General features: G+C 57.2%; 18 protein-coding genes, 1 tRNA gene and 1 pseudogene. 10 read left to right on the top strand and 10 right to left on the bottom strand.

Annotated elements, in window-relative coordinates; translation table 11 throughout:
• Positions 1-17: 17 nt before the first annotated feature.
• Both CWM61_RS15450 and CWM61_RS15445 read left to right on the top strand, forming a co-directional pair.
• Positions 18-1,466 (top strand): NAD-dependent succinate-semialdehyde dehydrogenase, encoded by a 1,449-nt coding sequence (locus tag CWM61_RS15450; protein WP_100631500.1) that lies wholly within the window; start codon positions 18-20, stop codon positions 1,464-1,466.
• A 57-nt stretch (positions 1,467-1,523) separates the two neighbouring features.
• A complete protein-coding gene (locus CWM61_RS15445) occupies positions 1,524-2,489 on the top strand; it encodes a PDR/VanB family oxidoreductase (RefSeq protein ID WP_074386374.1) in 966 nt (321 codons plus the stop codon).
• A gap of 37 nt (positions 2,490-2,526) precedes the next feature.
• On the opposite strand, the gene ptsP is transcribed toward CWM61_RS15445, so the two are convergent.
• Positions 2,527-5,028 carry a phosphoenolpyruvate--protein phosphotransferase gene (ptsP, locus tag CWM61_RS15440; protein ID WP_074386375.1) on the bottom strand — a complete coding sequence of 834 codons (2,502 nt, stop codon included), beginning with the start codon at positions 5,026-5,028 and terminating at the stop codon, positions 2,527-2,529.
• A 309-nt stretch (positions 5,029-5,337) separates the two neighbouring features.
• Between ptsP and CWM61_RS15435 the strand changes: the two genes are divergently transcribed.
• The 5 genes from CWM61_RS15435 to CWM61_RS15415 are packed head-to-tail and all read left to right on the top strand — an operon-like array spanning position 5,338 to position 10,301.
• On the top strand, positions 5,338-6,414 hold the full coding sequence (locus tag CWM61_RS15435) for a PTS fructose transporter subunit EIIC (RefSeq protein WP_074386376.1): 1,077 nt from the start codon (positions 5,338-5,340) through the stop codon (positions 6,412-6,414).
• Positions 6,415-6,434: 20 nt separating this feature from the next.
• Positions 6,435-6,755, top strand: coding sequence for a PTS fructose-like transporter subunit IIB (locus CWM61_RS15430; RefSeq protein ID WP_004179264.1), 321 nt, complete (start codon positions 6,435-6,437; stop codon positions 6,753-6,755).
• A 50-nt stretch (positions 6,756-6,805) separates the two neighbouring features.
• Positions 6,806-9,103 carry a formate C-acetyltransferase gene (locus CWM61_RS15425; protein WP_100631499.1) on the top strand — a complete coding sequence of 766 codons (2,298 nt, stop codon included), beginning with the start codon at positions 6,806-6,808 and terminating at the stop codon, positions 9,101-9,103.
• Positions 9,069-9,944 carry a [formate-C-acetyltransferase]-activating enzyme gene (locus CWM61_RS15420; protein WP_100631498.1) on the top strand — a complete coding sequence of 292 codons (876 nt, stop codon included), beginning with the start codon at positions 9,069-9,071 and terminating at the stop codon, positions 9,942-9,944. Before CWM61_RS15425 ends, CWM61_RS15420 begins: the two co-directional genes overlap by 35 nt.
• 15 nt (positions 9,945-9,959) lie before the next feature.
• Positions 9,960-10,301, top strand: coding sequence for a PTS fructose-like transporter subunit IIB (locus tag CWM61_RS15415; protein WP_074386379.1), 342 nt, complete (start codon positions 9,960-9,962; stop codon positions 10,299-10,301).
• Positions 10,302-10,314: 13 nt separating this feature from the next.
• On the opposite strand, the gene CWM61_RS15410 is transcribed toward CWM61_RS15415, so the two are convergent.
• Positions 10,315-11,082 (bottom strand): phytanoyl-CoA dioxygenase family protein, encoded by a 768-nt coding sequence (locus CWM61_RS15410; protein WP_074386380.1) that lies wholly within the window; start codon positions 11,080-11,082, stop codon positions 10,315-10,317.
• 260 nt (positions 11,083-11,342) lie between these two features.
• Here CWM61_RS15410 and CWM61_RS15405 point away from each other — a divergent pair, with 260 nt between their 5' ends.
• Positions 11,343-12,176, top strand: a complete 834-nt coding sequence (locus CWM61_RS15405) for a helix-turn-helix transcriptional regulator (RefSeq protein ID WP_100631497.1) — start codon at positions 11,343-11,345, stop codon at positions 12,174-12,176.
• A gap of 17 nt (positions 12,177-12,193) precedes the next feature.
• On the opposite strand, the gene CWM61_RS15400 is transcribed toward CWM61_RS15405, so the two are convergent.
• The 4 genes from CWM61_RS15400 to CWM61_RS15385 all read right to left on the bottom strand — a co-directional run bounded on the left by CWM61_RS15400 (position 12,194) and on the right by CWM61_RS15385 (position 16,979).
• Positions 12,194-13,093, bottom strand: a complete 900-nt coding sequence (locus CWM61_RS15400; RefSeq protein ID WP_100631496.1) for a GGDEF domain-containing protein — start codon at positions 13,091-13,093, stop codon at positions 12,194-12,196.
• Between the two features lie 243 nt (positions 13,094-13,336).
• Positions 13,337-14,365 carry an ABC transporter ATP-binding protein gene (locus CWM61_RS15395; RefSeq protein WP_100631495.1) on the bottom strand — a complete coding sequence of 343 codons (1,029 nt, stop codon included), beginning with the start codon at positions 14,363-14,365 and terminating at the stop codon, positions 13,337-13,339.
• Position 14,366: 1 nt separating this feature from the next.
• The gene (locus tag CWM61_RS15390) at positions 14,367-15,941 is read right to left on the bottom strand and encodes an ABC transporter permease (protein ID WP_165785078.1); all 1,575 of its coding nucleotides are present in this window, start codon (positions 15,939-15,941) and stop codon (positions 14,367-14,369) included.
• A 21-nt stretch (positions 15,942-15,962) separates the two neighbouring features.
• Positions 15,963-16,979, bottom strand: a complete 1,017-nt coding sequence (locus CWM61_RS15385; protein ID WP_074386385.1) for an iron ABC transporter substrate-binding protein — start codon at positions 16,977-16,979, stop codon at positions 15,963-15,965.
• Between the two features lie 402 nt (positions 16,980-17,381).
• Here CWM61_RS15385 and CWM61_RS29880 point away from each other — a divergent pair.
• Both CWM61_RS29880 and CWM61_RS29875 read left to right on the top strand, forming a co-directional pair.
• Positions 17,382-17,996, top strand: a pseudogene (locus tag CWM61_RS29880) (CSS-motif domain-containing protein); the annotation flags it as partial.
• Between the two features lie 153 nt (positions 17,997-18,149).
• Positions 18,150-18,917: a cyclic diguanylate phosphodiesterase gene (locus tag CWM61_RS29875; protein ID WP_227521386.1), complete on the top strand. Its 768-nt coding sequence runs from the start codon at positions 18,150-18,152 to the stop codon at positions 18,915-18,917.
• A gap of 38 nt (positions 18,918-18,955) precedes the next feature.
• On the opposite strand, the gene CWM61_RS15375 is transcribed toward CWM61_RS29875, so the two are convergent.
• From CWM61_RS15375 to CWM61_RS15360, 4 genes are all read right to left on the bottom strand, one after another.
• On the bottom strand, positions 18,956-19,294 hold the full coding sequence (locus CWM61_RS15375) for an STAS domain-containing protein (protein ID WP_061155144.1): 339 nt from the start codon (positions 19,292-19,294) through the stop codon (positions 18,956-18,958).
• A gap of 63 nt (positions 19,295-19,357) precedes the next feature.
• Positions 19,358-21,784: a glycogen/starch/alpha-glucan phosphorylase gene (locus CWM61_RS15370; RefSeq protein WP_100631492.1), complete on the bottom strand. Its 2,427-nt coding sequence runs from the start codon at positions 21,782-21,784 to the stop codon at positions 19,358-19,360.
• Positions 21,785-22,086: 302 nt separating this feature from the next.
• Positions 22,087-22,174, bottom strand: a tRNA-Ser gene (locus CWM61_RS15365).
• A 146-nt stretch (positions 22,175-22,320) separates the two neighbouring features.
• Positions 22,321-23,946: an ABC transporter substrate-binding protein gene (locus CWM61_RS15360; RefSeq protein ID WP_100631491.1), complete on the bottom strand. Its 1,626-nt coding sequence runs from the start codon at positions 23,944-23,946 to the stop codon at positions 22,321-22,323.
• Between the last annotated feature and the right edge of the window lie 109 nt (positions 23,947-24,055).

Here is a 24,055-nt window from a genome sequence, read left to right as displayed (position 1 = left end):
CGTTGAAGGAGTTTGCTATGTCCGTGTTTCACTCAGATCTGTTTCGCCAGCAGGCGCTGATTGCCGGAAGCTGGCGCGACGCCGCCGACGGCACGACGCTTGCCGTCAGCAATCCTTCCACCGGCGCGGCGCTCGGCCAGATCCCTAATATGGGTCGGGCGGAAGCGCAGCAGGCCGTGGATGCCGCCGCGGCCGCGCTGCCGGCCTGGCGCGCATTAACCGCCGCTCAGCGCGCCACGCTATTGAAAAACTGGCACCGCCTGATCCTCGAAAACAAAACCGCGCTGGCGCAGATCATGACCGCCGAGCAGGGCAAGCCGCTGGCGGAAGCGGAAGGCGAAATCGCCTATGCCGCCTCGTTTATCGAGTGGTTTGCCGAACAGGGCAAACGCACCAACGGCGAAATAATCCCCTCCCCTGGCGCGGATAAACGCCTGATGGTGATCCGCCAGGGCGTGGGCGTCTGCGCGGCGATCACCCCGTGGAACTTCCCGGCGGCGATGATCACCCGTAAGGCCGGCCCGGCGCTGGCTGCGGGTTGTACGATGGTGATAAAGCCGGCTAACGAAACGCCGTTTACCGCGCTGGCGATGGCGGAACTGGCGAATCAGGCCGGGATCCCGCAGGGCGTCATTAACGTCGTTACCGGCCAGTCGCGCGAAATTGGCGCGGTGTTCACCGGCGATGAGCGGGTGCGTAAACTCTCCTTTACCGGCTCGACCGAAGTTGGCCGCGTACTGATGCGCCAGTGCGCGGAATCCATCAAAAAGCTCTCTTTAGAGCTCGGCGGTAACGCGCCGTTTATCGTCTTTGACGATGCCGATATCGATAAAGCGGTCGAGGGAGCGCTGATCGCCAAGTTCCGCAACGCCGGGCAAACCTGCGTCTGCGTCAACCGCTTCTATATTCATCGCGCCATCTACGACCAATTCTGCGATAAGTTCGTGGCCCGCGTCGCCGCCCTGAAAGTTGGCGATGGCAGCGAGTCCGATGTACAGATTGGCCCGCTGATCAACGCCGACGCCGGGCGCAAAGTCCAGTCCCTGCTCGACGACGCCCTGACCCGCGGCGCAACGTTGTTAACCGGCGGTAAAGCGCACCCACTGGGCGGTAATTTCTTCACCCCTACGGTGATCGGCGACGTACAGCCGGGGTCACTGCTGCTGCAGGAAGAGATTTTCGGCCCGGTGGCGGCACTGGTGAAATTTGACGATGAGCAGCAGGTCATCGAGCAGGCAAATGACACTATCTACGGCCTCGCCTCCTATTTTTACAGCAACGATGCCGCCCGTATCTGGCGCGTCTCCGAGCAGCTGGAATACGGGATGGTCGGCATCAATACCGGACTGATTTCCAACGAAGTCGCGCCATTTGGCGGAGTGAAGCAGTCCGGCCTTGGCCGCGAAGGGTCGGAACACGGAATCGAAGATTACCTGGAGATGAAGTATCTCTGCCAGGGGTTGTAAATGTCCTCTCCCGGCGGCGGCGCTGGCCACGCCGGGATTTTTTGATGGAGTTCAGCGATGTCTGATTATCAAATGTTTGAGGCGATCGTTCGCGATGTTGAACAGATCACCCCCCTTGTGAAGCGTTTTACGCTGGTATCGCCGACCGGCGCTCCGCTGCCGGCATTCAGCGGCGGCAGCCATATTATCGTCCAGATGCAGGATGGCGAGCAGCGCTACAGTAACGCCTACTCGCTGATGAGCTCGCCGCTGGATACCACCAGCTGGCAGATTGCGGTGCGTCTTGAGTCGCCTTCCAAAGGCGGCTCGCGTTTTATGCACCAGCAGGTACGCCCGGGCGATACCCTGACGGTGTCCACCCCCAACAACCTGTTCGCCATCGAACCACAGGCGCGAAAACATCTGCTGATCGCCGGCGGCATCGGCATCACGCCGTTTTTAGCGCATATTCCTGAACTGGAACAACGGCAGGCCGACTGGCAGCTGCACTACTGTTTCCACAACGCCGACAATAATGCTTTCGTCGATGCGCTCAGCGCCGCGCCGTGGCGCGATCGGGTCAATGTTCATGTATCCGCGCTCGGCAGCCGTCTCGACCTGCCGCGCCTGTTCGCCGACCTCGAGCCCGGGACCCACGTGTATACCTGCGGCCCGGCGGCGCTTAACGAGGCGGTGAAAGCCGCCGCCGAACGCCACCAGGTGCCCGCCAGTCAGCTGCACTTTGAGCAGTTTATCGTTGAGGATAAAGGCGGAGAGGCGTTTATCCTGGTGCTGGCGCGTTCCGGACGCGAATTTACCGTACCGCAGGACATGACCATTTTGCAGGTTATTGAGAATAACAAAGCGGCGAAGGTGGAATGCCTGTGCCGCGAAGGGGTGTGCGGCACCTGCGAAACGATGATTCTGGAGGGGGAAGCCGACCACCGCGATCAGTATTACAGCGAGGAAGAGAAAGCCAGCCAGCAGAGTATGCTGATCTGCTGCTCGCGCGCCAAAGGCGGTCGGTTAGTGCTGGATTTGTAAAGCGCATTCCGGCCAGCACCGCTGGCCGGTGTGCAGATCACAGTTCCAGCTCGCGGCGCAGCAGGCCAGCGATATCCTCGCGACTCTCCGCGGAGACCAGAGATTGACGGAACTCCGCGTGCATAATGCGCCGCGCCAGCCGCGAGAAAATCCGCATATGCTGATCGCCCGCCGAGTGCTTGTTCAGCGTCAGCATAATCACAAACTGCGCCTCTTCATCGCCCCACATCACGGGCTGCGCCAGGCGGGCGACGCTGATGGTCGACTGCTCGATATGCTCGGATTTACTGTGCGGAATGGCGAAGCTAAAGCCCAGACCGGTGGAGAACACCGCCTCGCGGGCCCACAGGTCAGCCTCCAGCTTACGTGGATAGCGGCAGCGTCCGGCCAGCAGCAGGTTATCCGTCATCCCTTTCAGCACCTCCTCCTTGCTGCGCCAGTCGCTATTGAGCGTAATGCACTCGGCGCTCACCAGCGGCACATCCTGCTGACGCATGCGGAACTGGGCCAGCAGATGCTCCACTTCCAGTGAGGTACGGCACTGCATGGCCTGATTCAGCAGCTGGCGGCAAGCGCGGCTGTCCAGCTGGGCCAGGCGCGATTTGGTCGCCGGGATCGCCGGCGCGCTCATGCTCAATTCATCTAAACCGAGGCCTACCAGCAGCGGTAGCACCGATCCTTTGGCCCCCAGTTCGCCACACAGACCGATCCATTTCCCCTGCCGATGCACCGCTTGTACCGCATAGTCCAGCGCGCGCAGGAAGGCGGGATTCAGGCTGTTGTAATGGCGTGTCACTTTCGCATTATCACGATCGACCGCCAGCAGATACTGCGTTAAGTCGTTGCTGCCGATGCTAAAGAAATCCACCTCTTCACAGCACTGATCGATGATAAACATCACCGACGGCACTTCCAGCATGATGCCGAGCGGGATCTTTTCATCAAACGGGATCTGCTCGGCGCGCAGCGACTGTTTGGCCTCCGCCAGTCGCTCTTTCACCCACAGGATCTCTTCCATTGATGAAATCATGGGGATCATAATCTTCAGCGAGCCGTGCGCCGAGGCGCGTAAAATCGCCCGTAGCTGAGTGTGAAACAGCGCCTGATACTCTTCATAGATGCGCACCGCGCGGTAGCCGAGGAACGGATTGTTTTCCGCAGGGATGTTGAGATAGGCCACCGGCTTATCACCGCCGATATCCATAGTCCGCACGATAATGCTGCGCCCGGCAGCGGGTTCCAGTGCCTGGCAGAAGATGTTGTAGAGCTCATCTTCCGACGGCGCGCTCGGGCGATCCATATACAGCATTTCAGTGCGGAACAACCCTACCGACTGCGCGCCCTGGTTGAATGCCGCCACCGCTTCCACCGAATGGGCGATATTGGCGGCGATCTCCACGCGGATACCGTCTTGCGTCTGCCCGGCTTTATCCAGCCATACCTGCTGCTGTTGCTGGATTTGCGTCTGTAGCCAGGCCTCCTGCTGATAGTAGCGCGCTACCGCCGGACTTGGATCCACCACCAGCAGCCCGGCGTTGCCGTCAATCTGCACCTGCGTATCCACCCACGGCAGCAGCGCGGCTAAATCCACGCCCACCAGAGTAGGGATATTGAATGAGCGTGCCAGAATCACGGTATGCGAGGTGGTGCCGCCGCTGCGCAGCAGCAGCCCTTTGAGATGCGTTTTATCCAGTTCCAGAAACTGGCTGGGGGTCAGCTCGTCGGCAAGGCAAATGGCCGCTTCCCGCAGCTGGCCCGGCGCCGGGAAACGGGCTTCGCCGTAGATATGCTGCAACAGCTGGAAGCAAACGTCGCGGACATCCAGTACCCGTTCCTGCAGATAGCGGTTACCGGAGTCGCGGAACTGGGCGCAGAAGTGGTCGCCGGTGGCGACAATCGCCTGGGCGCAGCTCAGCCCGGTGAGAATACCGCCAAGCAGGTGCTGGCGCAGCGAGGCATCCGTCGCCAACGAACGGTGAGCTTCCAGGATCGCGCTGGCGGTGCCGTCGTTGTCCAGCAACCGCAGCGCAATATCTTTCACCAGTAGCCGCAGGCCATTATCCAGTGCCGCCTGCTCCTGTTCGGGACTGGCGGCGACGGGCAGTTCACCCAGCTCGTGCAGATCGCGTGATTTGAGATGAACCAGCGTTCCCCCAGCGCTGCCGGCGCACACCGGACGGGCATGAAACAGCGTCGGGTTCAGCCGCGAAAGCGACTCTGGCACCGGCTGGACATCCAGCGTTGGCGCAGCGGGCAGCGGCGCGTCACAGTGGGGAAATTCATCGCGCATAAAAGCCGTTAACGCGGCGAATGCCTCAGCTTCATCTTCGCCGCTGATAAGCAGCTGGCAGGCGTCGCCCTTCAGGGTATTGCTGCCGATAATCGCCAGCGCGCTCTTGGCATTTCCACCGCTCTCGCGGCGCAAGTTCCGCCACTCAATCGCTGATGAAAAACGATTACACAGCGTTTCGACCAGACTGGCCGGACGCGCATGCACGCCGTTGGGCAAATCACATGTAAATTCAATGACCAGAGCCATCGCCTTCCTCCTGAGCAATCCATTATTTCCCCAAAAGGTAATAAAAGACAGCCCCCGGGACTAGGTGATAAAACTGGCAATTACTGGACTATTGTACACACGATACTTTTTTATGCCCGCCATCACAATTCCACCCTGTTAGCGCTCATCTTTCTTGTCACCACTAAGATTTGAGGTGGATCGCAATTCTTTTCTCACCTTACAAATATCCAGTAAATGCACTTTTTCTCTACTGTTTAATACCCCGCCCTTTTTCTAATGTTGAGGCATCAATACTGTCACGGGCCCTACAGCGCTCAGGAGCAAGCAATGAACGAACTGGTGCAAATACTAAAAAATACCCGCCAGCATCTGATGACCGGCGTCTCGCACATGATCCCCTTCGTGGTTTCCGGCGGGATCCTGCTGGCGGTCTCCGTCATGTTGTATGGCAAAGGCGCGGTGCCCGATGCCGCCACCGACCCTAATCTGAAGAAACTCTTTGATATTGGCGTCGCCGGGCTGACGCTGATGGTGCCCTTTCTCGCCGCCTACATCGGCTACTCCATTTCTGACCGCGCCGCGCTGGCCCCCTGCGCCATCGGCGCATGGGTGGGCAACAGCTTTGGCGCCGGCTTCTTCGGCGCGCTGATCGCCGGCATGATTGGCGGCCTGGTGGTCTATTACCTGAAAAAAATCCCCGTACATAAAGTTCTGCGCTCGGTGATGCCGATTTTCATCATTCCCATCGTCGGCACCTTTATCACCGCCGGGATCATGATGTGGGGGCTTGGCGAGCCGGTTGGCGCGCTGACCGCTAATCTGACCGGCTGGCTGCAGGGGATGCGTGAAGGCAGCATCGTGGTGCTGGCCATCATTATGGGCCTGATGCTGGCCTTTGATATGGGCGGCCCGGTGAACAAAGTGGCCTACGCCTTCATGCTGATCTGCGTTTCGCAGGGCGTCTACAGCGTGGTGGCCATCGCCGCCGTCGGTATCGCCGTACCGCCGCTGGGCATGGGGCTGGCGACGCTGATTGGCCGCAAATATTTCACCGCCGAAGAGCGGGAAACCGGCAAAGCGGCGCTGGTGATGGGCTGTGTCGGCGTGACCGAAGGGGCGATTCCCTTTGCCGCCGCGGATCCGCTGCGCGTCATTCCGGCCAATATGATTGGCGCCGCCAGCGGCTGCGTCACCGCCGCGCTGATGGGCGTCCAGTGTTACGCCGGCTGGGGCGGGCTCATCGTGTTGCCGGTGGTCCAGGGCAAGCTGGGCTTTGTCGCCGCGCTGCTGGTCGGCGCCTGCGTCAGCGCCGCCTGCGTCATCCTGCTGAAAGCCTTTGCCAAAAAGAAACCCACTGACGTCAACGCTGACGATGAACTAGACCTTGATTTCGAAATTAACTAACAGACTGGAAGGAACAGATTATGACCCACATTATCGCTGTCACCGCCTGCCCGTCGGGCGTGGCTCACACCTACATGGCCGCCGAATCGCTGGAAAGCGCCGCCAAAGCCAAAGGCTGGCAGGTCAAGGTAGAAACGCAGGGTTCTATCGGTATTGAAAATGAACTGACGGCGGAAGAGATTGCCGCCGCCGATATGGTCATTCTGACCAAAGATATCGGCATCAAATTCGAAGAGCGTTTTGCCGGGAAAACTATCGTGCGCGTCAACATCAGCGATGCGGTAAAACGCGCCGACGCCATCATGAACAAGATAGACAGCCACCTTTCCCAGAGCGCCTGAAGCCTTAAAAAGGGCGCCCTCGCGCCCTTCGCCACAACATGGAGTTTATCATGACGAATCGTACCCAACGCCTGAAAGCCAGCCTGTTCGCCCAGCCGCGCGAAATCTCCCTTGAACGCGCATTACTCTACACTGCCAGCCATCGGCAGACGGAGGGCGAACCGGTCATTATCCGCCGGGCGAAAGCCACGGCGTGGATCCTCGATAAGGTGATGATTTCGATTCGTGAGGATGAACTGATCGCTGGCAACCGCACCGTCAAACCACGCGCGGGAATCATGTCGCCAGAGATGGACCCCTACTGGCTACTCAACGAGCTCGACGCCTTCCCGACCCGCCCGCAGGATCGCTTCGAAATAAGCGAAGAAGATAAACAAATCTACCGCGAAACGCTGTTCCCCTACTGGGAAAAGCGCTCAATGAAAGATTTCATCAACGGTCAGATGACTGAAGAGGTCAAGGCTGCTGTCAGCACCCAGATATTTAGCGTTAACCAGACCGATAAAGGCCAGGGCCATATCATCATCGACTATCCACGACTGCTGAATCATGGCCTTGGCGCGCTGGTCACCGAACTCAAAACGCACTGCGCCCAGCAACCGGAGAACCCCTTTTATCAGGCGGTACTGATTCTGCTGGAAGCTTCCCAGCGCCATATTCTGCGCTACGCCGCGCTGGCCGAAGCGATGGCCGCGAACTGCACGAAAGCGCAGCGTCAGCAAGAGCTATTAACCATCGCCGCTATTTCGCGCCACAACGCGCAGCATCGGCCAACGGACTTCCCCCAGGCCTGCCAGCTGTTCTGGTATATGAATATCATTCTGCAGTACGAATCCAATGCCAGCTCGATTTCGCTGGGGCGTTTTGACCAGTATATGCTGCCGTTTTATCAGGCATCGCTGAATCAGGGTCAGGATCCCGCGTATCTCAAGGCGCTGCTGGAGTCGCTGTGGGTGAAATGCAACGATATCGTCCTGCTACGCTCCTCCAGCAGCGCGCGCTATTTCGCGGGTTTTCCCACTGGCTATACCGCCCTGCTCGGCGGGCTGACGGACACCGGGCGCAGCGCGGTCAACGTGCTGTCATTTTTATGCCTCGACGCCTATCAAAACGTTCAGCTACCGCAGCCGAATCTGGGCGTGCGGGTCAACGAGCTGATTGATCGCCCGTTCCTGCGCAAAACTGCCGAAACCATCCGCCTGGGCACCGGCATCCCGCAGATTTTCAATGACGAGGTGGTGGTCCCTGCTTTCCTCAATCGCGGCGTGTCGCTGGAAGATGCCCGTGATTACGCGGTGGTTGGCTGCGTGGAGCTCTCCATTCCCGGCCGCACCTACGGCCTGCACGATATCGCCATGTTTAATCTGTTGAAGGTGATGGAAATTGTGCTGCAGGAGAATGAAGGGCAACCTGAAGTCAGCTGGGACGGGCTTATCAGCCAGATCCGCGACAAAATCCGCCATTACATCAAACTGATGGTCGAGGGCAGCAACATTTGCGATATCGGCCACCGCGACTGGGCGCCGGTCCCCCTGCTCTCCTCGTTCATTGAAGATTGCGTGCAGCACGGCAAAGATATCACCGCCGGCGGCGCGCGCTATAACTTCTCCGGCGTCCAGGGTATCGGGATCGCTAACCTGAGCGATTCGCTGTACGCCCTGAAGGGTATGGTCTTCGACCAGCAGCGTCTCAGCTTTGACCAACTGATGGCCGTGCTGAAAGCCAATTTCCAGACGCCGGAAGGGGAAAAAATCCGCGCCCGACTGATTAACCGTTTTGACAAGTACGGCAACGATATCGACGATGTCGACAATATTAGCGCCGATCTGCTGCGTTTTTACTGCAAAGAGGTTGAGCAGTATCTGAACCCGCGCGGCGGTCATTTTACCCCCGGCTCCTACACCGTCTCCGCGCACGTGCCGCTGGGTTCGGTGGTGGGCGCCACCCCGGACGGGCGGCTGGCCGGTGAGCAACTGGCAGACGGCGGCCTGTCGCCGATGGTCGGTCAGGATTCCCAGGGGCCAACGGCAGTGCTGAAATCGGTCAGCAAGCTGGATAACTATCTGCTGTCGAACGGTACGTTGCTAAACGTCAAATTCACCCCGGCAACGCTGGCCGGCGACGGCGGCCTGAACAAACTGGCAGACTTTTTACAGGCCTTTTGCAAGCTCAAGCTGCAGCATATTCAGTTCAACGTGGTCAACGCCGACACCCTGCGTGAAGCGCAGCAGCGGCCGCAGGACTTTGCCGGCCTGGTGGTACGCGTCGCGGGCTACAGCGCCTTCTTTGTTGAGCTGTCAAAGGAGATTCAGGATGACATTATCCGCCGCACCGCGCATCAGCTGTGAGGTCATCGACACGCGCGCCGACCGGGCGCGCATTTTTAACCTCCAGCGCTACTCGCTCAATGACGGACAAGGGATCCGCACGGTGGTCTTTTTTAAAGGCTGCCCTCATACCTGCCCGTGGTGCGCCAATCCCGAATCAATTTCACCCAGGATTCAGACCCTGCGCCGGGAGAGCAAATGCCTGCGCTGCACCCGCTGCCTGCAGGACGTCGCCGAATGTCCGTCCGGTGCGTGGGAACAGATTGGCCGCGATGTGACGCTGGATAACCTGTTGCAGGAGGTGCTGAAGGATGAGGTCTTCTTTCGCGCCTCCGGCGGCGGCGTCACCCTCTCCGGGGGCGAAGTGCTCATGCAGGCCGGGTTTGCCGCCCGCTTTCTCCAGCGCCTGCGCCAGTGGGGGATCCGCACCGCCATCGAAACCGCGGGCGACTGCGCTTTCGACCGCTTCCTGCCGGTGGCCGAAGCCTGCAATGAAGTCCTGTTTGATTTTAAAATCATGGAACCTGAGCGGGCGCGGTCGCTGCTGCGAATGAATCAGCCACGGGTGCTGGACAATTTTCGCCAGCTGGCGGCGAGAAAAATCAACCTGATCCCGCGGGTGCCGCTGATCCCAGGCTACACCCTGAACGTCGATAATTTTCGCCAGATTCTGGCGTTTCTCGCGCCGTTCGCGCTAAAAGAAATACACCTGCTGCCGTTTCATCAATATGGCGAGCCCAAATACCGTCTGCTGGGCAAACGCTGGCCGCTCGCCGGCGTGAAAGCACCTGACGAAGCGGAAATTCAACCTTACCGGACGCTGGCCGAAGCGGCCGGATTCCACGTCACTATCGGCGGATAACGCCAGGAGGATATTATGGACTTTACGATCGTTGCCGTAACCGCCTGCGTCAGCGGGGTGGCGCATACCTACATGGCCGCCGAACGACTGGAAAAGGTCGGTCATCATGAAAAATGGCACCTGAAAGTCGAAACCCAGGGCGCGCTCGGTGTTGAAAACCGGATCACCGCCGAAGATATCGCCCGCGCCGAAGTGGTGCTGCTGGTGACGGATATCGAAATCGATGACGCCCAGCGCTTTCGCGGCCTGCGGACGATTAAAACCAGCATCAAGAGCTTCCTGCTGCAGCCGCAGCAGATCGTCGAGGCCGTGAAAAGCATCATGAAAAAGCCGGTCGTCTATGTAGAACTTCCCTGACCGGCGACAGACCTTATTCTACATCCAGCAGCCACTTTTGCGCCGGCGTCAGCCGGCTTGCCGTCTCCGGCGTCAGCCAGCGCCGCTGGTCCTGCTGCGGCGTATCCGCGCGATCGATATATAACCCATGCAGTACGCGTCGTCTGCTGCCTTCACGATTACGAGTACCACCGTGCCAGGCGTGCGCGTTATAAATCATCACACTGCCGGCCGGTGCGGCAAACACAATCTCATCGGGATGGGTCAGTTCCGGGTCGGCCAGCACCTCCTCCGGCAACGCCGGGCGCAGGTGGGTACCGGGAATGATCCGCGGTGCACCGTTGGCGGCGCTCAGATCATCTATCGCCCAGATAGTATTCACCAGGTGGACTTTGGGAAAATCCGGGCGCGGCTTTTTCCAGTCGGCGTGCAGCGGCTGATGACCACCGTTATACAGCGCCTCGCGCGCGTTCAGGCTGGAGACTTTAAAATCGCCGCCGAAGATATAGCGACAAGCGGAGAGGATCAGCGGATGCGACCAGACTTTCTCCCAGATAACTCCCTTATTAATCAGGTTAGCGATCCGCGTCGCCGTCGCCTCCTGATGATGTTCCATCGCCAGATTGTCGCCTTCGCGTTCAACCAGGGTGTCAATGAGCAGGCGCATTTCGCTCAGCCACTGGGCGTCAACGACGTTATGCACGACGGTGTAGCCGAGGGTGTCGAGCTCGTGTTTCATTTGCGCGCTGAGCGCCAGGCTGGCGCCTAACGCATCGAGAAAGCTAGCCGATGATGAGTTCATTTTGCGTTCCTTTTAACGTTCCGATAACACAAATAAACTCTACTGGCCCCGCCGCGGTATAACAGGAGGCGAGCGCTACGAAAAACTGGACATACGTATGCGAGCTCACAAAGTGTGATGGGCATCAATAATCTTATTTCCGACGATGGATGCGCTGCAGTTGGTCATGAATTCGCAGCGCAAAATCGCTAAACAAACGCTGTCGAGCCGAAAAAATTAGATTACCATCAACAGGATAATGCGCATGCTGAGGCCATAGAATGATTGAAGAACTGCCGGATATTCTGCATCGGTTAATCGGTCAAAAAGATCACTTACAGGTGAGATTTCCTGAGCCGGATATCTCCGTGCCTGCCCTCGCCTTCAACGTGCCGTTTCCGCGTCTGGAAATTGTGCTGGAGGGCCAGCTGAGTGAACAGGGACTGCCGCTGGCCGCCTCGACGTTAACCACGCTGCAGGTACTGTACGTGCAGGCGGGGAAGTGGACGCTGCCGCAGTGGACCGGCCCGGCCACTACCCTGAGCATCCTGTTTGGTCGGCAGAAACTGGGATTCAGTATTCAGCGCTGGGACGGGAAATGCCTGCATACGGAAAAGCAGAGCGTTTCCCGCCTCGGACCGCGCGTGGGCTCTTACCTGTTGCTGAGCCTGAATGAAGTCAGCCTGCAACCCGACCCGCTGACCGCACGGCTGGTGGTCGCCGCGCTGTTGAGTCATTGTCGTGAACAGCTGGTCGGTCTGGAAATGCGCGTCAGCCGCAGTCGGGATCTGTTTCTCGCCGTCCAGGACTACCTCGAGGAAAATCTTAGCCTGCCGCTGACACGGGAATCGGTAGCCAAACGTTTTCACATCACACCCAACTATCTATCGCATATTTTTCAGAAATCAGGCTCGGTGGGATTTAATGAGTATCTGACCCGGGTTCGCCTGGAAAAGGCGAAGCAGCTACTGCGCGGCTATGACCTGAAGGTGAAAGAGATCGCCCATAATTGCGGTTTCGTCGACAGCAACTATTTTTGCCGGGTATTCAAACGCTACACCGAACGCTCACCGTCGGAGTATCGGCGACACTGCCGTAGCGCGCAGCAGGCCTAACCTGCCGCGCCGGAATCTTACGCCCACTCCACGCGTCCGCGTCCGTTGTGCTTGGCCTTGTACAGCGCCTCGTCGACTTTACGGATAAATGTCTCCTGCGCTTCGCCTGGCCGCCACATTCCGACGCCAATGCTGATCGACAACGGCGTCTGATGATTGATCAGGATGGTGCCGGCATTGTCGAGGATCGCCTGCGCCAGGGCGTGCAGCTCGGGCTCCGACAGGCCATCGACGATAATGGCAAACTCTTCCCCACCGATACGCGCCGGCTGGATGCGATCGCTGGTCAAGTTTGCCAGCTGTTTACCCAGCGAAAATAACACTTCATCGCCCACCAGATGGCCCAAGGTATCGTTAATTTTCTTAAAAAAATCGATATCCAGAATCATGAGTCCCAGCGCATGCCCGGACTTCTCGCGGATGGTATTGATGAAAAAACGCCGGTTGGGCAACTGGGTGAGCTCATCCTTCAGGGATTGCGATCGCGCGTCAACGTACAGCAGGTTAATCCGCTCAATAATTTTGTAGACACCCACCACGGTCAGCAGCATCCCGGAGAGGCGCAGCAGATCTTCGCAGTAATAGCCCATCCAGCGCGGCTGAACCACGATCTCATCCATCACGTCAAAGGTGCCACCGGCAATCCACAGCAGCAGCCCATAACGCACCCAGTTGACGGCAATGTGGCTCATCCGCACCTTTGCCGAGCTCCACAGCATAAACACCAGAAACAACAACGCCAGTAGATCGATATAGAGGCCGGGGTTAGTCAGGATCTCGTGTCGTGTGCCGACCGGAGGCGACACCAGGACACAGCCGACAGCGATGGCGACGATAACCAGCAGCGCTGGCAGGAGCGTCACCCGGGCCGCAGCGGCCGGGCCGGGGCGATTCGCAGGAGTATGGAGTTCAGGCATAGCGATGTCTCATGGTAACAACAGGGCCGATCGCGAGACAGGATAGCAGTTAAGCGTAGCGGGACGAATGAAAAAGCGACGGATCGGTAAAATGGTGGGCGCTGGACTGACCCCGCGGAATTGTTCCAACGTACTACCACTCCATGGCGACGAGGTCAGTGGCGCGGATACTAGCGGCTTCATCCGCCATCTGATTAGCTTTCCGTGCGGCGCCGTCGATAGCCGACGGCGCCTGCTCAGGGATTAGCCGCTAAACACCCGCGCCTTGCCGCTGACCGTCAGTCGTACCGTCGCGCCGGGCTGCCACGCCGGCTGGCTCACGGTTCGCAGGACAATCGGCCGCTCGTGCCCGGCCATCGACAGCGTCAACGTGGAAAGCTGGCCTGAGAAATCGACATCGCGGATGATGGCGGTACTTTCCTGCGGCCCGCTCACACTGACGCTCAGTTGTTCCGGACGCAGCATCACCCTACCTTCGCCAGTAGGATGCAGTGCGTCCGTCGCCAGGTCCCCCAGCGCGCAGCTTGCCCGGCCGGGGCTCAGGCGTGCGGGGAGGATCAGGGCATCGCCAAGAAATAACGCCGTCTCTTCATCCACCGGCTGCGAGTAAACCGTCAGCGGGGTTCCAACCTGGGCGAAGCGCCCCTGACGCATTACCGCCACCTGCGTAGCGAACGACAGCGCCTCGTTCTGGTCATGAGTCACCAGAATCGAGGCGATCCCCGTCTCGGCCAGCAGATCCGCCGTCGCTTTGCGTGTGCTGGCGCGCAGCCCGGTATCCAGTGCAGAAAACGGCTCATCCAGCAGCATCAGCGCCGGCTGCTGAGCCAGCGCACGGGCCAGGGCAACGCGCTGCTGCTGACCACCGGAAATTTCATGTGGCCAGTGGCTCGCCAGGCCAGGGTCGAGGGCGACCATCTCCATCAACGCCCCCACGCGGCGACGCTTCTCCTCACGGCTGGCGTCGAGCCCCCAGGCGATATTGTCCGCAACATTAAGATGAGGAAACAGCGCCCCTTCCTGCGGAACATAGCCGATCCGTCGCTGGTGGGCGGGGACAAACACACCGTCGGCAAACAGAGACTTACCGTGCATGACGATCCGCCCGCGATCGGGCGTTTCAAAACCGGCGAGAATGCGCAGCAACGTGGTTTTCCCCGAGCCGGACGGACCAACAATGGCCGTCCGGCTCCCCGGCGCTACGGTCAGATTGAGATTATCGAGGACCAGCGCATCAGCGAAGGATTTCGAAATAGAAGACAATTCCAGCATGTTACAACCCTGCCATTTTTTTCGACTGCATATAAAGAACCGCGGTCAGCGGCAGCGAAATGACAATCATCAACAGCGCGTACGGCGCCGCCGCCACGTAGTCGATCTCGCTGGTTAACGCCCAAAAACCGGTCGACAAGGTGCGGGTGCCTAACGGCGAGAGCAGTAGCGTGGCGGTGAGCTCATTGCTGACGCCAAGGAACACCAGCGCGGCCCCTGCGGCCGCACCCGGCGCGGCAAGCCGCATGGTAATACTCCACAGGGCGCGGGCCGGACTGCGTCCGAGGCTACGGGCAACGTTTTCCAGTTCTACCGGCGCCTGCGCGATACCGGCACGCAGGTTAATGAGCGCACGCGGCATAAACATCAACAGATAGGCCAGAAACAACGTCACTTCGGTCTGGTACACCGGGCGGGCGTAGTGGATGGTGACCGTCACCAGCGCCAGCGCGGTAACAATGCCGGGCAGCGAGCTGGTGATGTAATTACACCCCTCCAGCAGGCGGAACAGCGGGCGCGGATAGCGCACGCCGAGCCACGCAATGGGGATCGCGCAGGTTGTCGTCAGCAGCGCCCCGCCCACGCCCAGTAGCAGGGTCTGGCGCAGCGAATGCCACAGATCGGCATGCAGCCAGTTGTCGATGCCGCCCAGCCACAGCCAGCGGCACAGGACCAGTAAGGGAACCCCCATCGCCAGCATCACCAGCAGCAGAAGCAGTAGCTGCGCGCCAACAGCCGCCCCTTTACCCAGCACAAGCCGCTTCTGCTCGCGGGCCGCCCCGGCGCCGATACGCGCGTAACGCGCTTTACCGCGTGAGGCGCTCTCCAGCAGCAGGATCGCCAGGCAGCACAAGGCCAGCACGCCTGCCAGCATATTGGCGGCCGGACCGCTGAAGGTCGACTGGAACTGATCGTAAATAGCAGTCGTGAAGGTATCGAAGCGGATCATCACATACAGGCCATATTCCGCCAGCAGATGCAGGGCCACCAGCAGCGCACCGCCGCAGATTGCCAGACGCAGCTGCGGGAGCACCACCCGGAAGAACACTTTCCACGGCGGCGTGCCCAGCGACGCGGCGACATCTTCAAGGGTGGGATCGAGGCGGCGCAGCACGGCCGCCACCGGCATATAAATAAACGGATAGTAGGCGAGCACCGAGAGAAACACCCCGGCGGAGAGGCCATGCAGCGAAGGCACGGCACTGACCCAGGCGTAGCTCTGGACAAAGGCCGGGATCGCCAGCGGGGCTACCGCCAGCGCCGACCACAGCTGCCGACCGGCAAGGGCGGTACGTTCCGTCAGCCAGGCCAACGTCACGCCGAGCACAATGCTGATGGGGACCGCCAGCACCGTCAGCCACAGGGTATTGCTGAGCAGCTCCCCTACCCGCGGACGAAAGACCAGCGCTTTGATCGTCGGCCAGCCGGTGTCGAACCCAACCGCCACCACAAACCCTAACGGCAACAGCGCCAGCAATGAAAACAGCAGCGCTAACGCCACCATCGGAAATGCAGGACGCCTGCGCTCGGGCAGGCGTCCTGTTTTCTTTCCGAGCGACAGACTCAGAACAGACATAGCAACATCACTTCCTCAGGATCAGAGCAGGCCAGCCTGCGTCATCAGCTCAATGACCTTTTTACTGTTCAGCGAGGAAGGTTCTACCTTCGGTGCATCCAGATCTTTCAGCGGGGTCAGTTTCGGGTTAGAGGCCGCGTCTACCCCCACGGCATATTCGAAGGCGTTATTGGTGCGCAGCGCATCCTGCCCCTGTTTGCCGGTGATCCATTTAATAAAGGCCTGCGCCTGCGCTTTATGTTTGCTGGAGGCCAGCACACCGCCGCCGGAAATGCTGACGAAGGCGCCCGGATCCTGGTGTTTGAAGTAATACAGTTGGGTGTTTTTGCTGTTCTCACCGGTTTTTGACTGGTCGACGAAGCGATAGTAGTGGTAGATCACCCCGCCGTCGATCTGCCCGGCATTGACCGCTTTCATCACCGTGCTGTTGCCTTTATAGGCGACAAAGTTGGTTTTCATCGCCTTCAGCCAGTCGAGAGTCGCCTGCTCACCCTTCAGCGCCAGCATCGCGCTGACGATAGCCTGGAAATCAGCCCCTGATGGCGAAGCCGCCCAGCGCCCTTTCCACTCCGGTTTTGCCAGATCCATCAGGGAATGCGGCAGCTGCGCCTCGCTGATTTTCGCCGGGTTATAGACGAAAACGGTGCTGCGCGCGGCGATGCCGATCCAGCGACCATGCTGCGGACGGTACTGCGCCGGAACCTGCTGCAGGGTGGCAGCATCCAGCGGGGCGAAAAGTTTGGCATTATCAACCAGCACCATCGACGGTGAGTTCTCGGTCAGAAACACATCGGCCGGCGACGCGGAGCCTTCCTGAACCAGCTGGTTACCCAGCTCACTGTCATCGCCATTGCGCAGCGTGACCTTAATACCGGTCTCTTTGGTAAATCCATCCACCCACGACTTCACCAGATTTTCGTGCTGGGCGTTGTAGACCACAATCCCGTTCTGAGCGTCAGCCGCCATCCCCTGCGGCGCCAGAAACAGAGAAGCGGCAACCAACGCTGCCGTACGGAGGGGCGATAAGCGAGATTTCATGAACGCATCCTTAATGAAATAGGGCAATAAACGGTAAATAGCCTGAGCGGAGAGGATTAAATCACAGCAAAAAAAGAATGATAATGAAAACAATTATCATAAACTTAAAAAAGCAAAAAATAGCGTCTGTCTGTTATTAGGGATTAGAAAATGCTTAAAACCATCCATTGCCAGAATTTATATTAAGAAAACATTAAGATTTGTTTTTTTATTCCTGTCGTGACGGACTCGTAGCCGCATCCGGTCGTGAGCGGTTTTTATCAGCAGGTATTGTGATAATGATCATGTTTTTACATGCTCCGTCGTCACGGAGGATATCCCCCTTCTACGATCAGTGGATAACGCCTTTTCAGCGGGATGGATGGTTCATTTTATGCTCGCTCCACATAGCACGCGTAATAAATGAAAAAGATAACGGTGCGAAACGCATGGATTGCCTTTTCCCTGGCGCTGGTGGTATTTCTGGCTGGGGTGTTCGTCATTAACTGGCAGCTGTGGCATTCAGACCAGGCCACCCATGTCGCCTCCGCCCGTCAGGCGGCGAAGAAAATCGCCGTTATTATTGATGAGGCTCGAGCCGCGACGGTCACAGCCCTGAACGTCAGCCGCAGCGGTTGCTCCGTGCAGGGCCAGTTTCAGCTCGGAACCGAGACCGCTCTGCAGCCACATTTGCGTACCATTTTGCTGATAAAAGATGGCCAGGTGTGGTGCTCGTCGCTGCCAGGAAATCGCGTACTGACGCTTCATCCTGAGTCTTTGTCTGTTGAACCACTGCTGCTATTGCCAGCCAGAATGATGGTTAATAAGCGACCGGTGCTCATTTATCAGACGCACTCAGCGCAGATCCGGGTGATTGTCACTATCAGCGACGTGCATCTCCGCGATGCTCTGTATAGCGATACGGATAACGACGGACTGGTACTATGGGTCAACCATCAGATGATCGCCAGGTATGGCGATGTGGAATCGCTAAACGCGGGTCCACACCAGGGTATATTTAGCTCACCGGACTACCCGTTTCGCATTATCTATCCCGAGTCGCCTTTTTTTAGCCCCGGCCGCTTATTTCATAATGGTTTCAGTCTGCTGATTTTTATTTTTTCTGTCTCACTGCTGTTTTATTTCCTGCTGCGCAAATACCTCAATGTCTATACCTCTGAAGAAGAGAATTTGCGCTACGCTATCGCCCAGGGGGATATCGTTCCCTACTACCAGCCCGTCGTGAACGGGAAAACGGGAGAGATATACGGCGTGGAAATTCTGGCCCGCTGGAAAAATACCACCGCGCAGTGGCGTTCGCCCGCTGAATTTATTCCACTGGCCGAACGTACCGGCTTAATTATCCCGCTGACCCGCAGCCTGATGGCGCAAGTCTCCGCCCAGATGAGACCTATCTTCAGTAAGCTGCCGGATGGGTTTCATATTGGCCTGAATATCAGCGCGTCACACATTAACGCTCCGACGTTTATCGACGATTGCCTGCACTATCAGCGCGGCTTTGAGGGCAAAGCGGTGAAGCTGATGCTGGAGATCACCGAGCAGGAGCCGCTGTTGCTCAACGGCGCGGTTGTGGACAAGCTCAATACGTTACACTCCCGCGGGTTTTCCATCGCGCTGGACGACTTTGGCACCGGCTATTCCGGGCTTTCCTATCTCCACGAGCTGGTTTTCGACTATATCAAAATCGATCAGAGCTTTGTCGGCAGGGTGACCGGGGAGACACCGTCAAGCAAACTGCTGGACTGCGTGATAGAGATGGCCCGGACGCTGTCACTGCGCATCATTGCCGAGGGCGTCGAAACCCAGGCCCAGCTAGATTATCTCAATCGCCAGAATATTCATCTGTTACAGGGCTACTATTTCTGGAAGCCGATGCCCTACGTCGCGCTGGTGATGCTCCTGCTGAGCAAACCGAAGGCGCAGATTGTCGAAGAATAAGCGGGCGACCCATCACCCGCTGGCCTGCACCAACGTCATCACTGAGTGAACGTGTTCAGCGCATCCTGTCGGGTCTCCTTAATGGAAAAGATGCGATCCATACGGGTGAGCTTAAACAGGTTTTTAATCGTGTCATTGAGCGAACACAGCACCAGCTCGCCCTGACCGTTGACGCTTTTCAGAATGGATACCAACGCGCCAAGACAACTACTGTCGATGAAATCAACGTGGCTCAGATCCAGCAGCACGTTTTTGGTATCCGGGTCGATAGCCTCCAGAACCTGCTGCTTAAACGCCTGTACGACGGAAGCGTCCAGTCGGCGCACCAGTGGCATAATAATTTTTACGCCCTGCTCGGTATGTAATTCAACGTTCATGCTCATCCTCAATAGTGACTGATATCCGTCGACGAGTCCCTTTCCGCTCGGCGTGTTCTCTCTTTAGCAGGTGATACCCCAAATATCCCGGGCGTAGCCACGTATGGTTCTGTCGCTGGAAAATTCTCCCATCCGACAAATATTGAGTAAGGCCCGACGGTGCCATTGTTCCGGCAGTTCAAAATCGGCCATCGCCTGCCGCTGGACCTGACAATAACTGTCGAAATCCAGTAAATGACAGTAATGATCGCCCTCCGTCAACATGTGGTGAAGTGGTGCAAACAGCTCACGATCGCTGGTGAACAACCCAGACACGAGGGTATCGACAACACGCGCAATAGCCGGGTTCTGATGATAGAAAGCATGGTGATGCCCGAGTCGCCGGCTCTCTTCAATCTCTTCCGCTACGGCGCCAAACAGATAAAAATTATCGATTCCCACGGCCTCACGGATTTCGATATTCGCCCCATCATAGGTGCCGATGGTTAACGCGCCGTTCATGGCAAACTTCATATTGCTGGTGCCGGACGCCTCGGTACCGGCGGTGGAGATCTGCTCAGAGAGATCCGTGGCCGGAATGATTTTTTCCGCCAGCGAAACTTTATAATCTTCGAGGAAAACCACTTTAAGCTGCCCGGCAACCTGCGGGTCGCTGTTAATTTTCCGCGCGACGGTATTAATCAACTGAATAATCAGCTTCGCCATCCGATAGCCCGGCGCCGCTTTACCCGCAAACAAATGCACCTTAGGCGCGATAGTTTTCCCTGTCTCTTTGATATCCAGGTAAAGCGCGATCACGTGAAGAATATTGAGCAATTGGCGCTTATATTCATGAATACGTTTGACCTGACAATCAAACATCGCCAGCGGATCCAGGGCGATGCCATAGCGTTGAGCGACCAGCTGGCTGAGCGCGGTTTTGTTGGCAAATTTAATGGCCCGGATGTTATCAATAACAGCAGTATCATCGGCCAGGCTTTCCAGACTGGACAGCAAGGGTAAATCGGTTGGCCACCCTTCCCCCAGCTGTTGGTGCAAAAATGCTGCCAGGCCGGGGTTAGCCTGCTGCACCCAGCGTCGCGGCGTGACGCCGTTGGTCTGATTAATGAATTTCTCCGGCGTCATAAAATAGAAGTCCGGCACCAGTTGTTTCTTGACCAGTTCCGAATGCAGCCATGCTACCCCGTTCACGCGATGGCTACCAACAATGGCCAGATTGGCCATGCGGATTTGCTTATCGTGATGTTCGTCAATTAAAGACAGCGAAGATAACAGATGATGTTTATCCGGCCAGCGCCGGGCCACCTCTTCAAGGAAACGATGGTTGATCTCAAATATAATTTGCAAATGACGCGGCAGCAGTTTTTCAAACAGCGTCACCGGCCAGGTCTCCAGCGCTTCCGGCATCAACGTATGATTCGTGTAGGCACAGGTGTTTTGCGTTATCTCCCACGCCTGCTCCCAGGGCAACCGGTATTCATCGACCAGGATGCGCATCAGCTCCACCACCGCTAATGCCGGATGGGTGTCATTAAGCTGAATCGCCACATGCTGCGGCAGGAAAGTAATATCGTCATTAACCTCGGCATAGTCACGGAATATATCCCGCAGCGTACAGGCCACCAGAAAATACTCTTGCGTCAGCCGCAGCTCTTTTCCGGTGAGCACCTCATCGGAAGGATAAAGAATTTTTGAAATATTCTCCGAAGCAATTTTATCACTCACCGCCTTAATATAATCACCACGATTGAAAATATGGATATTAAAGGAGTCAGAGGCGACCGCGCTATAGAGCCGCAGCTTGTTGGTCGTCGTATCCCGGTAACCGGAAACGAAATAGTCATGGGGAATACCGATAATCGTTTTCCAACCCAGCCACATTGGGTTGTAATTACCATCAATATCTTCGCTGTGTTCAATATAGCCTCCCAGCGGGATCAGGATTTGCTGAGCATGGTGTTCGACCAGCCACGGGGAGTGCATGGAATGCCAGTCATCCGGATGCTCGATCTGCTGGTCATTTTGAAAGGATTGGCGAAAAAGACCATATTCGTATTTGATGCCATGCCCGGATGCGGCAATATCAAGGGTGGCCATCGAATCGATAAAACAGGCGGCTAAGCGCCCTAACCCCCCGTTGCCCAGCGCGGCGTCGGGCTCTTCGTCAAGAAGGTGGTCAAGATCAAACCCCAGGTCATTCACCACCTGGCGCATCTCCGCCAGTAAATTCATATTCAAAAGGTTATTACGCAGCGACTGTCCCAGTAAAAACTCCATCGACAGATAGTAAACGCGCTTTTTATGTTCTTCACGTTGCCGCGTCTGGCTCAACAGAAAATGGTCCTGTTGAAAATGACGAATGGCCAGCGCCACCGCGTTAAAAATATCGCCATGCGTAGCTTTATTTAAGCTAACACACAATGTGTACTTTAATTGCTGTTCTACCAAAACCCGTAGTTCTTTGATTTCTGGACGATTAGTGACAGGCATTCTGACCTCACTGGTCTCTGTATCTGCGTAAAACCATGGCAGGTAAATCATCATTTTTCCAAGTATAGACGAAGATATTTTGCCGAATGGTTTTTATTCCTCAGCACCATTGCCGTTTATAACGAGAGGCTGAATAATTAAAATAACAACCATTTGCAATGGATTGATCGTCACCTTTTCGCCAGCGATAACGCTACAGACATGGCAGGTTTGCGGAGTCGGGAGGTGAAGGTGAAGTGCAGTCAGGACGGCTAGAGGGAAAAGCAAAAAGGGGTTACCTTTCGGTAACCCCTTCTTTTATATGGCGGAAGCGCAGAGATTCGAACTCTGGAACCCTTTCGGGTCGCCGGTTTTCAAGACCGGTGCCTTCAACCGCTCGGCCACACTTCCGGTGTGAGGCGCACTATAAACACCTCGGCGGATGCTGTAAAGCACCATTTTGTTCAACTGCCTTAAAAACAAACAATTTTGTGTTATTCGTCTGAATTTCAGGCAGTTCGCACAGAAAATCAGCGCCCCTCACCACTATCAGATGACTATTTTTTAATGTACATGTCTTTGGTGTAGTAATACCCCAGCTTATCCGGCGTGAAACCGCCCACCCTGGGTTTCACTAAATGGGTGCGCACATAGTGATAGACCGGAATGGCGGGAACATCCTGCGCCAGCAGATCTTCCGCCTGCTGATAGTATTTGCCCCGGGTCGCTACGTCGGAGGCTTTCGCCGCATTGCGCAGGGCCTCATCGTAAGCCGGGTTACTGTACTGACTGGTGTTCTCGCTATCCCCGGTACGGAACGTATTGAGGAAAGTGGCGGCATCGTCGTAGTCGGCGATCCAGGCATAGCGGACGGCGTCAAAGTTATGCGTATGCATGGTATCCAGCATCGTCTTCCACTCCTGGTTCTGCAGCTTCACCTCGACGCCGAGGTTTTTCTTCCACATAGAGCTGGCGGCGATGGCGATACGCTGGTGCGACTCATAGGTGTTATACAGCAGGGTAAAGACCAATGGGTGACTGTCATCATACCCCGCCTGCGCCAGCAGTTTTTTCGCCTCAGCAATCCGCTGCTCGCGCGGCCAGCTGGCGTAGTCCGGGTTGCGCAGCGTCACGCCGCCGATATCCGGCTGGCTGATCAGCCAGGCCGGTCGCTGCCCCTGGCCAAGCACTTTTCCGGCAATGATATCTTTATCAAGCGCCATATTCAGCGCGCGACGCACGCGGGCGTCGTTAAACGGCGGCCGCGTGGTGTTAAATTCGTAGTAATAGGTCGCCAGCTGTGGCGAAACGTCCAGCTGGTCGCCCATGGTTTTCTGCAACTGCGCAAACTGATTGATCGGCACCGTATAAACAATATCGATCTCCCCCGCTTTGTAGCGGTTGACATCGGCAGCCTCCGAAGAGATGGGCAGGTAAGTCACTTTATTAATAACGGTGTGCGCATTATCCCAGTACTTCGCATTACGTTCAGCCACCAACCGCTCATTCACCACCCATTGGGTCAGCTTATACGGGCCACTGGTGACGATATGCTCTGGTCGGGTCCATTTATCGGCAAAACGCTCCACCAGCACTTTGTCGATCGGTACCAGCGAAGGGTGCGCCAGCATCGCCAGGAAAGCGGCATTCGGCTGGTTCAGAGTGACCTGCAGCGTGGAGTCGTTCAGCGCTTTTACCCCCAGCGTCTCGGGTCCCTTTTGCCCCAGGGCAATTTCGCGGGCGTTGGCGATATGCATATTGCCGGGATAGCTCGCATAGGGCGAGGCGGTGGCCGGCGAGACCAGCCGTTGCCAGCTCCAGACGATATCCTGCGCCGTGATGGCCGTGCCGTCGGACCAGGTCAGACCGGGGCGTAAATGGAAGGTCCATAACAGGTTGTCCTTGTTTTCCCAGCGCTCCGCCAGCCGGGGTTGGATCGCCCCCGCAGGCGTCACGCTGACCAGCCCTTCAAAGAGATCGCTAATGATGTTGAATTCAATGTCGCTCTCGACTTTATGCGGATCGAGTGAGGCAGGTTCACTGCCGTTATTTCTGACCAGCTCCTGCTTTTCCGCCAGCTGGGTGCCAGGCGGCACCTGTGCCGCCAGCGCCCCGCCGGTTATGACCATCAGACTCATTGCCAGGAACGTTCGCGTGATGTGATTGTTTTTGTGTAATGTCATTTCCCTTTGCCTTTAACGTACGGAGTGATTCCCCCTTCCACACTTAGTCGCAGAAATTCAATAAAGCAATGTATTTCAGCAACCTATAAGATTTCGATCGGCTCACCGA

This window comes from Klebsiella sp. K-Nf6, assembly GCF_002806655.1.
Taxonomy (GTDB): Bacteria; Pseudomonadota; Gammaproteobacteria; order Enterobacterales; family Enterobacteriaceae; genus Klebsiella; species Klebsiella variicola.
Note: the sequence above shows the minus strand (reverse complement) of the source record. Positions and strands in the feature narration are given on the sequence as shown.